The organism is Enterovibrio makurazakiensis (assembly GCF_050336585.1).
In the GTDB taxonomy this organism is placed as follows: domain Bacteria; phylum Pseudomonadota; class Gammaproteobacteria; order Enterobacterales; family Vibrionaceae; genus Enterovibrio; species Enterovibrio gelatinilyticus.
In genome coordinates this window covers 354,043-367,911 of the sequence record NZ_JAKJSE010000004.1, presented here as the reverse complement: position 1 = coordinate 367,911, position 13,869 = coordinate 354,043, and the positions used below count along the sequence as shown (strand labels likewise).

Annotated in this window: 15 protein-coding genes; 6 read left to right on the top strand and 9 right to left on the bottom strand. The window is 46.7% G+C overall.

Features of this window, described 5'->3' with window-relative positions:
• Positions 1 to 59 precede the first annotated feature (59 nt).
• The 4 genes from L4D06_RS01725 to sdhC are packed head-to-tail and all read right to left on the bottom strand — an operon-like array spanning position 60 to position 3,286.
• Positions 60 to 770, bottom strand: a complete 711-nt coding sequence (locus tag L4D06_RS01725; protein ID WP_274163810.1) for a succinate dehydrogenase iron-sulfur subunit — start codon at positions 768 to 770, stop codon at positions 60 to 62.
• Positions 771 to 785: 15 nt separating this feature from the next.
• Positions 786 to 2,552: a succinate dehydrogenase flavoprotein subunit gene (gene sdhA, locus L4D06_RS01720; RefSeq protein ID WP_274163811.1), complete on the bottom strand. Its 1,767-nt coding sequence runs from the start codon at positions 2,550 to 2,552 to the stop codon at positions 786 to 788.
• Positions 2,553 to 2,900 (bottom strand): succinate dehydrogenase, hydrophobic membrane anchor protein, encoded by a 348-nt coding sequence (gene sdhD, locus L4D06_RS01715; RefSeq protein WP_274163812.1) that lies wholly within the window; start codon positions 2,898 to 2,900, stop codon positions 2,553 to 2,555.
• Positions 2,894 to 3,286, bottom strand: a complete 393-nt coding sequence (gene sdhC, locus L4D06_RS01710) for a succinate dehydrogenase cytochrome b556 subunit (protein ID WP_274163813.1) — start codon at positions 3,284 to 3,286, stop codon at positions 2,894 to 2,896. Before sdhC ends, sdhD begins: the two co-directional genes overlap by 7 nt.
• Before the next feature lie 405 nt (positions 3,287 to 3,691).
• On the opposite strand from sdhC, the gene L4D06_RS01705 reads away from it, so the two are divergent.
• Positions 3,692 to 4,981: a citrate synthase gene (locus L4D06_RS01705; RefSeq protein ID WP_274163814.1), complete on the top strand. Its 1,290-nt coding sequence runs from the start codon at positions 3,692 to 3,694 to the stop codon at positions 4,979 to 4,981.
• Between the two features lie 101 nt (positions 4,982 to 5,082).
• On the opposite strand, the gene L4D06_RS01700 is transcribed toward L4D06_RS01705, so the two are convergent.
• Positions 5,083 to 5,841, bottom strand: a complete 759-nt coding sequence (locus L4D06_RS01700; protein ID WP_429737660.1) for a Nif3-like dinuclear metal center hexameric protein — start codon at positions 5,839 to 5,841, stop codon at positions 5,083 to 5,085.
• Positions 5,842 to 5,960: 119 nt separating this feature from the next.
• Between L4D06_RS01700 and L4D06_RS01695 the strand changes: the two genes are divergently transcribed.
• A complete protein-coding gene (locus L4D06_RS01695; RefSeq protein WP_429737659.1) occupies positions 5,961 to 6,722 on the top strand; it encodes a DUF1853 family protein in 762 nt (253 codons plus the stop codon).
• Positions 6,723 to 6,782: 60 nt separating this feature from the next.
• Here L4D06_RS01695 and pgm read toward each other — a convergent pair whose 3' ends face one another.
• A complete protein-coding gene (gene pgm / locus L4D06_RS01690; RefSeq protein WP_429737658.1) occupies positions 6,783 to 8,429 on the bottom strand; it encodes a phosphoglucomutase (alpha-D-glucose-1,6-bisphosphate-dependent) in 1,647 nt (548 codons plus the stop codon).
• 120 nt (positions 8,430 to 8,549) lie between these two features.
• Positions 8,550 to 9,095 carry a replication initiation negative regulator SeqA gene (seqA, locus tag L4D06_RS01685; protein ID WP_274163818.1) on the bottom strand — a complete coding sequence of 182 codons (546 nt, stop codon included), beginning with the start codon at positions 9,093 to 9,095 and terminating at the stop codon, positions 8,550 to 8,552.
• 100 nt (positions 9,096 to 9,195) lie between these two features.
• Here seqA and L4D06_RS01680 point away from each other — a divergent pair, with 100 nt between their 5' ends.
• The 3 genes from L4D06_RS01680 to fldA all read left to right on the top strand — a co-directional run bounded on the left by L4D06_RS01680 (position 9,196) and on the right by fldA (position 10,887).
• A complete protein-coding gene (locus tag L4D06_RS01680) occupies positions 9,196 to 9,969 on the top strand; it encodes an alpha/beta fold hydrolase (RefSeq protein WP_429737657.1) in 774 nt (257 codons plus the stop codon).
• Between the two features lie 59 nt (positions 9,970 to 10,028).
• On the top strand, positions 10,029 to 10,250 hold the full coding sequence (locus L4D06_RS01675) for a DUF2788 domain-containing protein (RefSeq protein WP_274163820.1): 222 nt from the start codon (positions 10,029 to 10,031) through the stop codon (positions 10,248 to 10,250).
• A gap of 109 nt (positions 10,251 to 10,359) precedes the next feature.
• A complete protein-coding gene (gene fldA / locus L4D06_RS01670) occupies positions 10,360 to 10,887 on the top strand; it encodes a flavodoxin FldA (protein ID WP_274163821.1) in 528 nt (175 codons plus the stop codon).
• A gap of 42 nt (positions 10,888 to 10,929) precedes the next feature.
• Here fldA and L4D06_RS01665 read toward each other — a convergent pair whose 3' ends face one another.
• Positions 10,930 to 11,415 carry a DUF4442 domain-containing protein gene (locus tag L4D06_RS01665; RefSeq protein ID WP_274163822.1) on the bottom strand — a complete coding sequence of 162 codons (486 nt, stop codon included), beginning with the start codon at positions 11,413 to 11,415 and terminating at the stop codon, positions 10,930 to 10,932.
• Between the two features lie 194 nt (positions 11,416 to 11,609).
• On the opposite strand from L4D06_RS01665, the gene fur reads away from it, so the two are divergent.
• Positions 11,610 to 12,056, top strand: a complete 447-nt coding sequence (gene fur / locus L4D06_RS01660) for a ferric iron uptake transcriptional regulator (protein ID WP_274163823.1) — start codon at positions 11,610 to 11,612, stop codon at positions 12,054 to 12,056.
• A 90-nt stretch (positions 12,057 to 12,146) separates the two neighbouring features.
• Here the strand turns inward: fur and glnS are convergent, their stop codons facing one another.
• Positions 12,147 to 13,811, bottom strand: coding sequence for a glutamine--tRNA ligase (glnS, locus tag L4D06_RS01655; RefSeq protein ID WP_274163824.1), 1,665 nt, complete (start codon positions 13,809 to 13,811; stop codon positions 12,147 to 12,149).
• Between the last annotated feature and the right edge of the window lie 58 nt (positions 13,812 to 13,869).

Genomic DNA, 13,869 nt, shown 5'->3' with positions numbered 1-13,869 from the left:
TTTAAGCTCCCCTTTCGAGGAGCCTAAATTTTTGATTTGTGTAGGTACAGAAGCCAGTATCACACTGCGCGTTTAAGTAGCATTGAGCGAATGTGGCCTATTGCTTTTGTTGGGTTTAATCCTTTAGGACAAACATTTACACAGTTCATTATGCTATGGCAACGGAAAACGCTAAAAGCGTCGTCCAGATCGGATAAACGATCATCAGTCGCCGTATCACGGCTGTCAATCAACCAGCGATATGCAGCAAGCAGTCCTGCAGGTCCAACAAACTTGTCTGGGTTCCACCAAAATGACGGACATGACGTACTACAACATGCACACATAATACATTCGTAGAGTCCATCAAGGTGGGCGCGATCTTCCGGCGATTGTAAGTTCTCGCGAGCCGGAGGAACGCTCTCGTTAATCAAATACGGCTTAACACGTTCATAGTTTTGATAGAACTGCGCCATATCAACAACCAAGTCACGAACCACAGGCAAACCCGGCAAAGGACGGATCACAATGCTAGATTTGTCAGTCAACGCTGACAATGGCGTAATACATGCGAGGCCATTCTTGCCATTCATGTTGATACCATCCGAGCCACAAACACCTTCGCGGCATGAGCGACGGAATGAAAGCGACGGGTCTTGCTCTTTGAGCAAAATTAGCGCGTCAAGCACCATCATGTCCGAGCCTTCAGGCACTTCAAGGGTGTACCCTTTCATGTGCGGCACGTCATCTACGTCTGGGTTGTAACGGTATACAGAAAAATTCAGCTTCATGATTATCTACCTCCCTTAGTAAGTACGCGCTTTAGGCGGGAACGTATCACGATGGATCGGTTCCATGTTGACATCACGCTTAGTCATCGCTTCGGTTTCAGGGTTGTAGATGGTGTGGCATAGCCAGTTATCATCATCACGCTCTTGGAAATCAAAACGAGCATGTGCACCACGGCTCTCTGTACGGTAGTTCGCCGCAACAGCGGTTGAGAACGCAGTTTCCATCAAGTTATCAAGCTCTAGACACTCAACACGTTGGGTGTTGAATTCGCTTGATGTGTCATCCAAACGTGCTTCTTTAAGACGCTCACGGATAACTTTAAGTTCTTCCAAGCCTTTCGCCATCGCATCACCTTCACGGAATACCGAGAAGTTATTTTGCATGCATGACTGAAGGTCTTTACGAATTTGAACTGGGTCTTCGCCTTTCTGCGTTGAGTTCCAACGATTTACGCGAGCCAAAGAGGCTTCAATATCAGACTCAGACGCATCGCGTGCTTCAGCTTGTGCAGCCAGCGTTTCGCCAAGATGTAGACCTGTTGCACGACCAAATACCACCAAATCAAGCAACGAGTTACCACCCAAACGGTTTGCACCGTGAACAGAGACGCTCGCAATCTCACCACATGCAAACAAACCTTGAATTTCAACGTCGTTGCCATTCGGGTCTTGTTTAATCGCTTGTCCTGAAATCTGAGTAGGAATGCCGCCCATCATGTAGTGACACGTTGGGATAACAGGAATCGGTTCTTTGATTGGGTCAACGTGAGCAAAGGTACGAGACAACTCAAGAATACCCGGCAGACGCGCTTCAAGTACGTCTTTACCCAAGTGATCGAGTTTAAGCTTAAGGTGAGGACCCCAAGGACCATCACAGCCTCGACCTTCGCGAATCTCTACCATCATTGAACGTGCAACAACGTCACGACCTGCAAGGTCTTTGGCGTTTGGTGCATAACGCTCCATGAAGCGCTCGCCGTCTTTGTTCAAGAGGTAACCACCTTCACCACGACAACCTTCGGTAACGAGAACACCCGCGCCAGCAATGCCTGTTGGGTGGAATTGCCACATTTCCATGTCTTGCATTGGTACGCCAGCACGTAGCGCCATACCAACACCATCGCCAGTATTGATGTGAGCATTCGTTGTCGATTGATAGATTCGACCCGCACCACCAGTGGCTAGAACTGTTGCTTTGGCCTTGAAGTAACAAATTTCGCCACTTTCCATGTCCATCGCTGTAGCGCCAACCACGGCACCGTCTTGGTTTTTCACAAGATCTAATGCATACCACTCAGAAAAAATCGTTGTTTTGTTTTTGATGTTCTGTTGGTAAAGCGTGTGAAGCAAGGCGTGACCCGTACGGTCGGCAGCTGCAGCGGTACGAGCGGCTTGCTCACCACCGAATGCTTTTGACTGGCCACCAAATGGGCGTTGGTAGATGCTGCCGTCTTCGAAACGTGAAAATGGTAGGCCCATTTTCTCAAGCTCGATAACTGACTGAGGACCTGTTTTACACATGTACTCGATCGCATTTTGGTCGCCAATGTAATCAGACCCTTTAACGGTGTCATACATGTGCCATTCCCAGTTATCTTCGTGGGAGTTACCCAAAGCAACGGTGATACCACCTTGCGCAGACACTGTATGCGAACGTGTTGGAAAAACCTTTGAAAGCAAAGCACAGGAAAGGCCTTGCTCAGAAATTTGAAGTGCGGCACGCATACCTGCGCCACCCGCACCGATGACGATTGCGTCAAATTCTCTTACTGGAATACTCACTTACACACCCCACAAAACGAAAAAGCCAGTCAACAGGTAGACAAAAAGCAAGGCGACGATGCCAAACTGCATCAGTGCACGAAGCAGTGTCGGCTTAATGTAATCTGTCAACACTTGCCACATGCCAATCCACGCATGGATAAGCACGCAAACCAGCGCTAGCATAGTAAAGACTTTATTGCTTGTCTGACCCCAGAACTCCACCCAACTCAAATAAGTTAGCTCAGGGCCGAACGCAAAAAATCCCACCATGTAAAAGGTGTAAAGCGTCATGATAATGGCAGTAGCACGGATCAAGATAAAATCGTGAACACCGTTTTTGCCGAAAGAAGATACATGTCCTACCATACTAACCCCCACGCTAAAACAGACAGCACTGCAGTGATGCCGAATGCGACTTTCGCGCTCATGTTTCCTGATTCGAGTTCTTCAAAGTACTTCATATCCATCAGCAAGTGACGAATGCCACCAACAATGTGATATGCGAGTGCAGTCAAGATGCCCCACAGGATGAACTTGGCAAAAAAGCTATCGACAATGTCTGCTGCAGCGTCGAAGCCGCTAGGAGAAGATAGTGACAGGCTTAATAACCAAAGAAGGATGGCGACCGAAACGAAGGTGATAACACCTGATACACGGTGCACGATAGACGCTATCGCTGTGATGGGGAAGCGTATGGTCTGAAGGTCGAGGTTTACCGGTCTTGGCTTTGTTACTTTCACGATATGGCCCACTCAGCTCCATTGAGCAATTATTGTTATAACACTCTCTGAATTTACATTTCGCGATCGCGCCAGACCTGCAACATCTTTAATTACGTTTTACGAAGGCTTCTGCTATTAACTGCAGATCAAGCTCCGTTTTACGCAGAGAAAATATCGATTTGAGCCCCGAAACGCCCCGGCATTATGTAATATCCAGAGACCTGCCGCAGAGTATATGCCCCGTAACATTTAAACACAAACCAATAAAATTGACGGAAATCCCGAAACAGAGCATTAACTTAATACGCACATATTTTTGATACTTCCGCACACCCGACAAAGATCACTTCTGTAAATTGACATCTAATGCAGCGATCGGTACAACAACGGGGTCCGTATCCGGGATAGGATTATATAATAACAAAGGAGAATGTTATGGCAGATAAGAAAGCTACCCTCAATATTGAAGGGAAAGCACCTATCGAACTGCCGATCAAAGGGGGCACAGTCGGCCCAGAAGTTGTCGACGTACGTGCTTTGGGCGCAAATGGCTATTTCACGTTTGACCCAGGTTTTGTTGCAACAGCGTCGTGTGAGTCACAAATTACGTATATTGATGGTGACGCTGGCGTTCTATTGCACCGAGGCTTCCCAATTGATCAACTAGCCAATAACGCTGATTATTTAGAAGTCTGTTATATCCTTCTGTATGGGGAAGTCCCAACCCGCAAGCAATACGAAGAGTTTCGTAAGATTGTTACTCGTCACACTATGGTGCACGAGCAAATTGCGAGCTTCTTCCATGGCTTCCGTCGTGACGCACACCCTATGGCTGTTATGGTTGGTGTGGTCGGTGCCCTCGCTGCGTTCTATCACGACTCACTCGACATTAACAACGATGAGCACCGTGAAATCACTGCATATCGTCTGCTATCAAAAATGCCGACGCTAGCAGCCATGTGTTACAAGTACTCTTTAGGCCAACCTTTCATTTACCCAAGAAATGATTTGGATTACGCCGAGAACTTCCTACACATGATGTTCGCAACGCCTTGTGAAGAGTATGAAGTCAATCCGGTTGTTGCTCGTGCAATGGATAAGATCTTCACACTACATGCTGACCACGAACAAAATGCATCAACATCGACGGTTCGTCTCGCAGGTTCTTCTGGTGCTAACCCATTCGCATGTATCGCGGCAGGTATTGCATCACTTTGGGGCCCTGCTCATGGCGGTGCAAACGAAGCATGTCTGAAGATGCTGGAAGAAATCGGCACGGTCGAAAATATTCCAGAGTTCATTGAGCGTGCAAAAGACAAAGAAGACCCGTTCCGTTTGATGGGCTTCGGTCACCGCGTATACAAAAACCACGACCCACGTGCAACGGTAATGAACCAAGCATGTCATGACGTTCTTGATGAGCTGAATATCAACGACCCATTGTTGGACGTTGCGATGGAACTAGAACGCATTGCGCTTTCTGACCCGTACTTTATCGAGAGGAAGCTGTACCCGAATGTCGATTTCTACTCAGGCATTATCCTGAAGGCTATCGGTATTCCAGTTTCGATGTTCACCGTGATTTTTGCGATGTCTCGTACCATCGGTTGGATTGCACATTGGAATGAAATGCATAGCGACCCTCAAAACCGTATCGGTCGTCCGCGTCAGCTGTACACGGGCTATGACCAACGCGATTTTCAACCAATGAAAGATCGTGATTGATTAGTCGTCATTGCTAACAAAAAACGCCGCTTGATGCGGCGTTTTTTTTTGCGCTTGAATCACAGAAAGTTGTGATTCAAGCGCCTCTATTCTTTAGAGCACTATACGGGATTATCGATGTCAATAAAGGTGACATCCATCTGGTGATGTTCCGACAACCACTCTCCCAATGCCTTAATACCATAACGCTCTGTAGCGTGATGACCCGCACCAAAATAATGTAATCCCTGCTCTCTTGCAGAAAAAGTCGTTCTTTCTGACACCTCACCGGACACAAACGCATCCATTCCTTTGCTCGCCGCTAAATCAATATAATCTTGTCCACCACCGGTGCACCAGCCAACGCGTTTGATCTGACCTTTTTGCCCACCATCAATAAACAATGGTCTTCTGCCCAATTTTTTCTCAAGAAGAGATGCAAACTCACTCGCAGACAACGGCTCAGGAAGCTCACCCCAAACAGCCACTGAACGTGGATTACCATCTTCTAACCCCCCACATTCATCAATACCCAATAATCGGGCTAACTGCGCGTTATTACCGACGTCCGGATGTACATCCAACGGCAAATGATATGCATAGAGGTTAATTCCATTCTCCACCAGCGCCTTGATACGACGATACTTCATGCCCCGAATGGGTTCAGGCTCTCCACGCCAAAAATAGCCATGATGAACCAATACTGCATCAGCACCCTGCTCAATAGCAGCATCAACTAATGCTTGTGAAGCCGTCACGCCAGTAACGATTTTTTTGATCTCAGGCTTCCCTTCAACTTGTAACCCATTAGGGCAGTAATCTTTAATCAAATTGGGTTTCAAAAACTCATTAAGAATGGCTTCAAGTGCTAGGTTGTTCATGTTTAATCCTTAATCGAGCGATAACTTTTGGCCATTCTACCTACCATTGACGTGCAGGTGAACCGACATTCCGATAAGCTGTTTATTCACACACAGTCAATACCTTATGGAAACTCGTGATGTTTGCCGATGAAGCACAAGTCACCCGAGACATAGAATGGATATCCAGCGCACCGCCAATAGTGCAAATATCTTCCCATTCATTTGATGACGATTTTTGGTCTGATGTAGTACCCGCAATCTGGCCTGGCTATACAGGTGGGCATCGCATCGGCTTTTATTATCAATGGCTGGTAAGCCAATGTATTGAATCTCACCCTAAGTACCAACTCGTCACTGAAGAAATCCAAGTCACCAAAGATGGTCGAACACTGGGAGCCATTGACTTTGTAGTGAAAAATCCAGCTGGAGAGCTAGAGCATTGGGAGGTCGCTATCAAGTTCTACTTAGCATTTGCCACTGATTGGCACGGGCCCAATGCAAAAGACACGCTAGCAAAGAAATATGAAAAAATGGCGCACCAGCAACTGCAACTTTCGGAATCTGAAGCCTATCAAACTCAGTACCCTGAGCTGCCGATCAAGCATAGAAAATTATTGATGCAAGGACGTCTATACACCAATCCGTTCATCCTAGAGCCTGAAATCCCATTTCCTTCAGTCACTGCTGAATCGGTCTCTGGATATTGGTGCTGGCCTAGCCAACTCCCTGAAGACTTACGTTTTTACCACTTACAACGTCACCAATGGCTGGAAGCCCCTCGATTCGATGAACTCGAACCGTTTGCACTCGAGCTTCCTCTCGTTCGCGCTCAGCACATCATCGATGAAAATGGTAAACGCTGGTTTGTGGTTCCCGAATCTTGGCCAAACTGCCATTAAAAAAGCCACCGGCAATCGGTGGCTCTTATCATTAAGTCCTAACGGTTTAATGGCTTAAACTTATAGTCCAGCAGCTTTAAACACATCGCTCACGATTTTCTGCGCTTCATCTTGGATCTGGCAAAGATGCTCTTCACCTTTAAAGCTCTCGCAGTAAATCTTATAGATGTCTTCAGTACCGGATGGACGTGCCGCAAACCAACCGTATGCAGTCACCACTTTCAGCCCACCGATCGCTTGACCATTTCCAGAAGCGTGAGTAAGTTTCGCAGTGATCACATCACCCGCTAATGTTTCTGCAGTCACCATCTCTGAAGACAGTTTGCTCAACACCGCTTTTTGCTGAGTGTTTGCCGGTGCTTGAATACGTGCATAGCAAGACGCACCAAATTTCGCTGCCAACTCGTCGTAGTACTGCTGAGGGTTTTTACCCGTTACTGCCGTAATTTCCGCAGCAAGCAGACAAAGAAGAATACCATCTTTGTCAGTTGACCATGGCGTACCATCCATACGAAGGAAAGAAGCACCTGCGCTTTCTTCACCGCCGAAGCCCAACTCGCCACTGTACAAGCCATCAACAAACCATTTGAAGCCAACGGGTACTTCACACAGTTTGCGACCTAGGCTCTCAACCACTTTGTCGATGATGGCACTCGATACCAAGGTTTTGCCCACACCAACACCTTCGTTCCACTGAGGACGATGCTGATAGAGATAGTCGATGCAAACAGCAAGGTAATGGTTTGGGTTCATCAGGCCTGATGGCGTCACAATACCGTGGCGGTCGAAATCTGGGTCGTTGCCAAATGCCAGATCATACTGATCTTTGTAGGCCAATAGACCCGCCATCGCAGATGGCGATGAACAGTCCATGCGGATCACACCGTCTTTATCTAGCGACATAAAACGAAACGAGGGATCGATATCATCGTTAACAAGGGTGATATCTAGATCATAGTAAGCAGCGATCGCTTTCCAGTAATCAATACCTGAACCACCTAGCGGATCCACACCAATATGAAGGTTTGCTTTTTTGATCGCTTCAATATCAACAACCTGACCCAATTCGCGCACATAAGGCATCACGAGATCGGCCTCAACAAACAATGCACTTGAGGTAGCATCGTGATAGCTAACTCGGCGAATGCCCTCAAGACCTGCTGCAATATATGCGTTTGCGCGTTGCTCGATAGCTTTCGTCAACTCACCTTCAGCAGGTCCACCATGCGGAGGGTTGTACTTAATACCACCGTCCTGAGGAGGGTTGTGCGACGGCGTGATAACAATACCATCCGCTTGATGCGCATTGGCTTTGTTGTGTTCCAAAATGGCGTACGAAATACCCGGAGTAGGCGTATAGCCACCGTGCTCTTGAGCGACAACACTCACGCCATTGGCAATCAGTACTTCTACCACAGAGCAAAACGCAGGCTCAGACAAGGCATGCGTGTCTTTACCAACAAACAGTGGGCCAGTGAACCCTTGCTCTGAACGCACATCGGCAATCGCTTGGGCGATAGCAAGAATATGATGTTGGTTAAACGTAGATTTGTCTGCGCTTCCGCGATGACCAGACGTACCAAACTCAACGTTGTGCGCTGAGTTAGTTGGATCTGGCGTCAACTGGAAATAGTTCGACACCAGTAGAGGAATATTATGCAGATCTTGTTGCTGGGCACGTTGCCCTGCACGTTCGAAGCTCGCCATGTGTTCGCATCCTTTCCGGAAATCTAAATTCTAAAAATACAAAAAGGCTCGTCAATGACAGAGCCTCTATTTAATCTTAACTATTCACAATCAGTATGTTACTGGTACTAAGTGCGATATTTAGATCTCACCAACGACTTTTTCTGTAATGTCGCTCGCAAAACCCATTTTAGTCATCAGCTGCTCAACCATCTGGCGCTTACGACCGGTATTCGTATTGGTGATCACCCAAAAAGGCGTGGTCGGAATATGCTTAGGCTTGGTGGTTTTACCACTTTCAAGAAGCGTTTGCTCATTATCAGCAAAGTAAACTCGCGTGCGGCCTTTCAATGCAGTTGCTTCTGCAAATCCTTGTCCGTCAATACGATAAAGTGCTGATAGAACCAACATAAAGCGGCCAATCGCTCTTTCTTGCGCGGCAAACTCGTCAGAGATCAACAATGAACGCATTTCTTTCACGCGATCCACAGAGTCTTGTTTTCCCGCATCTTTGCTGACAACAATTCCCTTAGGCTTATTCGCGGGAGTCAAAGTCGCAACGGGTTGTTGATCCATCTGCGGTGCCATCAATAAGCGGCGCAGGATATCCGATGCACTTTCACCAATGTGATGTGTTTGGCTGGCAATGTACCGGTATAGCTCTTCATCAACCTCAATTGTCTTCATCGTTTGATCATCGTGTCCTAATTACAATTCAACAGGGCGATTATACAGAGTTAGAAAGGTATACTCTACGGCAAACGATTCATATTGAGAGAAAACAACGGTGTTTTTAAACTACAAGATCCAAGGGGAAGGAAGACCTTTGCTCTTGATCCATGGACTTTTTGGTAGCTTGGACAATCTGGGCGGTCTTGCTCGCGTTTTGGCCGAGCATTACACAGTCTATCAAGTTGACCTGCCGAACCATGGCCAATCCCCTCGCTCACAGAGCGTCGACTATGTTTCGCAAGCAAATGCAGTCAAAGACTTTATGACGCAACAAGGGCTTGACCGCGCTTCTGTCGTCGGTCATTCAATGGGCGGGAAAGTCGCCATGATGCTCGCGATCTCTCACCCTGAGATGACAGATCAATTAGTTGTCATGGATATCGCGCCAGTGGCCTATCAAGAACGCCGACATGATGCCGTACTCGCGGGTTTGAATGCATCTATGCGCTCGCCAATCACCAGCAGAAAAGCAGCGGAAGCGATCCTTTCGGATCATATCCTAGAGCCAGGCGTGAGACAGTTCTTGCTGAAATCACTAGCTAAGCAAGACAATGGCGAATTTGAATGGCGCTTTAATGTCGATGCTTTGGAAAGAAACTATGACGATATCACTGGGTGGCCAGCCAGTGGTCACTACCATGGTGACACTCTCTTTTTGAAAGGTGCAGACTCTGACTATATTTCAGCAGCACACCGCGAAGAAATAGAACGCCAATTTCCGCAGGCAAAAGCGCACGTTATTGCCAATACTGGCCACTGGTTACATGCAGAAAAACCTGACGCAGTAGCGCGTGTGATCACTCGCTTTTTAACAAAGTCAGAGCGTTAACAGACGCATCTGAGTTGTGATATAGTGCGCCACGAAATAGTTTCCGAAAGGAGAGGGAAATGCTGTACGAGCACTTTGAATTGCTCGAAAAGATAGGGCTTGATCTGCTTTTTGCAGCTATCTTCTTTTTCATCGGCATGGCAATTAAGGACGTATTAAACGAAGGAAACGTACCACCATTTGGCCGACGTATAGTTTGGCTGGTACTTTTCTTAGGATGCGCCGGTTTTATTACCAAAGGCGTGATCCAGTTATTCTGGGAAGGTGCAGGCATAGGCTGATTGCTTGGGCTTTACCGTTAGCAGCAAGAAGGCTTCCCCTTCTTCTACACTTTAGAATGTGAGATGTGTATATTGCATCTCGACTAACAGAAAACAGGTATTCTCTATTATGGCGAGCGTAGGTCTCTTCTTTGGCAGCGATACAGGTAACACTGAAGCTATCGCCAAGATGATTCAAAAACAACTGGGCAAACAACTGGTCCATGTTCAGGATATTGCAAAAAGCAGCAAAGAAGACATCGACAACTTCGATCTGCTATTACTCGGTATCCCAACTTGGTATTACGGTGAAGCACAGTGTGACTGGGATGATTTCTTCCCAGAGCTTGAGCAAGTTGATTTCTCAACCAAACTCGTTGCCGTCTTTGGTTGTGGTGATCAGGAAGACTACGCAGAGTATTTCTGTGATGCGATGGGCACCATTCGTGACATCGTTGAAACGAAGGGTGGCACTATCATTGGTCATTGGCCAACTGAAGGCTATGAATTTGAAGCTTCAAAAGCCTTGGTTGATGACAACCACTTCGTCGGTTTGTGTGTCGATGAAGACCGCCAACCAGAGCTGACTGCGCAACGTGTTGAAACATGGGTTAAACAAATCCATGAAGAAATGTGTTTGGCAGAATTGGAAGGTTAATCTTTCCAATCAGCAGAAAAACGCGCCCGATGGCGCGTTTTTTTATGACTGTACCTCTGGCTTATCACGATATTTGGGCTTCTTACGCACGTATAGAACTCGCCTTACTCGGCTCACCACTTCCCCATTTGCATCTAACACATTGACGACAAATTCGGGGAACACCTTGTCGCCATTTGCCGTTGCACGCTGGATCGACGTGATCGTTTCTTCTGGGATCACAAACTCAGCAAACAAATCAGAAGCGCCAGGCTTAATGAAATTGATATCGGCTTCTTTGTCCCAAACAAAGTACCTCTCACCGAGTATCCCCATCAACATCAAAGCATAAGTAGGATCTGTCATGGAAAAAATGCTGCCGCCATACTGGGTACGGTTTGCGTTCTTATTCCACCAGCGTAGTTTTAATCGGATACGAACAAAACGAAAGTCATCACTGATTTCGATGATCTTAATCCCTGCGCCCCAAAACGGCGGCCAGCAGTTGAGAGCAAATTTAACGATCCCTGGTTTATAGTATTTGTACACAGTAATTCCCTTTCTGGTCTAACCAGTTTATCGTGCCATTTTTGTTTCCGAACAACAAGCCGCAAAACCAACCAATTAGGTCAGTTATTTATCGACATGCACTAGCGAGGCCGTACCACATTTGTTACGCTAACAAACAATTTTTCCCGTTCTCATAAATACACAGGGAAAAGCAATTACGTAGGAAGAACCGGATGTCAGATAATAACAAGGCACTGAAAGACGCAGGACTGAAAGTCACGTTGCCTCGACTAAAAATCCTAGAAGTCCTGCAACAACCGGACTGTCAGCACATCAGCGCCGAAGACTTGTATAAGAAACTCATCGATATTGGTGAGGAAATTGGCCTTGCGACCGTTTATCGTGTCTTAAACCAATTCGATGATGCAGGCATTGTCACGCGCCACCACTTTGAAGGTGGTAAGTCAGTCTTTGAACTTGCGACACAGCATCACCACGACCACTTGGTTTGTCTAGATTGTGGTAAAGTAATTGAATTTACTGATGATGTGATTGAAACACGTCAGAAAGAAATCGCGACTCGATATAACGTTCGCCTCACCAACCACAGTTTGTACCTCTACGGACACTGTATCGAAGGTGATTGCAAGACAGACGATAGCCTTCATGACGCTAGATAGTCTCAACAATACCGTTTCAGTCGTTTGTCACTGAACGATAGACATAAAAAAACCGGAGCATCTGCTCCGGTTTTTGTTTACGGGACTTAATTACCCGTCAATTTTTGCCCACGTGTCACGAAGACCTACGGTACGGTTAAATACCAGCGCATCGTCAGTGCTGTCTTTACGATCAACACAGAAATACCCCATACGCTCAAACTGGTAACCTTGCTCGGCAACTGCTGCTTTTAGGCTTGGCTCAACATAACCTTGAACTACTGTCAGTGATTCAGGGTTAATGGTTGCTGCGAAATCATCGGCAGCGCCAGGGTTCGGCAATGTAAACAAACGATCGTACAAACGAATTTCAGCAGGTACACCCGCATCCGCAGATACCCAGTGAATAACGCCTTTCGCTTTACGGCCGTCTGCTGGGTCTTTACCCAAGGTTTCAGGATCGTAAGTGCAGTAAACCGTTGTTACTTTACCATCAGCATCTTTGTCACAACGCTCAGCTTTCACAAAGTAAGCATTACGCAGGCGTACTTCTTTACCTAGCACTAGGCGCTTGTACTTCTTGTTCGCTTCTTCACGGAAATCTTCCGCTTCAATCCAGATCTCACGGCTAAACGGAATACTACGCTCACCCATCTCTGGTTTGTTTGGATGATTCGGTGCAGACAAATGCTCAATGTCACCGTCAAAGTTCTCAATCACCAATTTGATTGGATCTAGAACTGCCATCGCGCGCGGCGCATTTTCATTCAAGTCATCACGAATACATGACTCTAGTGAGCTCATTTCAATCGTGTTTTCTTGCTTAGTCACACCAATGCGCTTACAGAATTCACGAATCGCAGCAGGCGTATAACCGCGGCGACGCAAGCCAGAAATCGTAGGCATACGTGGGTCATCCCAACCGTTTACCAAGTTCTCGCTCACAAGCTGACTCAACTTACGCTTAGACATCACTGTGTATTCAAGATTCAGGCGACTGAACTCATACTGACGTGGTTGGCACTCAATGGTGATGTTATCCAATACCCAATCGTAAAGACGACGGTTATCTTGGAACTCCAACGTACACAGGCTATGTGTAATGCCTTCTATCGCATCAGAGATACAGTGCGTGAAGTCGTACATTGGGTAAATACACCATTTATCACCCGTTTGGTGATGGTGTGCGAAACGTACACGATACAATACCGGATCACGCATCACCATGAATGGCGAAGCCATATCAATTTTCGCACGCAGACACGCTTTACCTTCTGCGAACTCACCGTTCTTCATCTTGTCGAACAGTGCTAAGTTCTCTTCCACAGTACGGTCACGGTAAGGGCTATGCTTACCTGGCGCTGTTAGCGTACCGCGGTATTCACGGATTTCATCTGGGCTTAGCTCTTCAACATAAGCCAAACCTTTCTCAATCAATTCAACCGCGTAACCGTGCAGACGATCGAAGTAACCAGACGAATAACAAACTTCGCCGCTCCAATCAAAACCCAACCAGTTCACATCGCTTTTGATAGATTCAACAAATTCGATGTCTTCTTTTTCTGGGTTAGTATCGTCGAAACGCAGGTTACATTGACCCTGGTAGTCTTTAGCAATACCAAAATTCAAACAGATCGACTTTGCGTGACCAATGTGAAGGTAACCATTCGGCTCCGGTGGGAAACGCGTATGAACTGTTGTGTGAACACCACCAGCCAAATCTTTATCAATGATTTGACGGATAAAGTTGGTTGGACGAGCCTCAGACTCACTCATCAAAAAATACCTCGTAGGAAGAACTACCTGAAATTACGCCAATGATCCACGATCACGG

Excerpts from the sequence above, each read along its gene's own strand:
- fur (WP_274163823.1), top strand. The coding sequence starts at position 11,610 with ATGTCAGATAATAACAAGGCACTGAAAGACGCAGGACTGAAAGTCACG.
- fldA (WP_274163821.1), top strand. The coding sequence starts at position 10,360 with ATGGCGAGCGTAGGTCTCTTCTTTGGCAGCGATACAGGTAACACTGAA.
- sdhD (WP_274163812.1), bottom strand. The coding sequence starts at position 2,900 with ATGGTAGGACATGTATCTTCTTTCGGCAAAAACGGTGTTCACGATTTT.
- L4D06_RS01725 (WP_274163810.1), bottom strand. The coding sequence starts at position 770 with ATGAAGCTGAATTTTTCTGTATACCGTTACAACCCAGACGTAGATGAC.
- pgm (WP_429737658.1), bottom strand. The coding sequence starts at position 8,429 with ATGGCGAGCTTCGAACGTGCAGGGCAACGTGCCCAGCAACAAGATCTG.
- L4D06_RS01675 (WP_274163820.1), top strand. The coding sequence starts at position 10,029 with ATGCTGTACGAGCACTTTGAATTGCTCGAAAAGATAGGGCTTGATCTG.
- seqA (WP_274163818.1), bottom strand. The coding sequence starts at position 9,095 with ATGAAGACAATTGAGGTTGATGAAGAGCTATACCGGTACATTGCCAGC.
- L4D06_RS01700 (WP_429737660.1), bottom strand. The coding sequence starts at position 5,841 with ATGAACAACCTAGCACTTGAAGCCATTCTTAATGAGTTTTTGAAACCC.
- L4D06_RS01695 (WP_429737659.1), top strand. The coding sequence starts at position 5,961 with ATGTTTGCCGATGAAGCACAAGTCACCCGAGACATAGAATGGATATCC.
- glnS (WP_274163824.1), bottom strand. The coding sequence starts at position 13,811 with ATGAGTGAGTCTGAGGCTCGTCCAACCAACTTTATCCGTCAAATCATT.
- L4D06_RS01705 (WP_274163814.1), top strand. The coding sequence starts at position 3,692 with ATGGCAGATAAGAAAGCTACCCTCAATATTGAAGGGAAAGCACCTATC.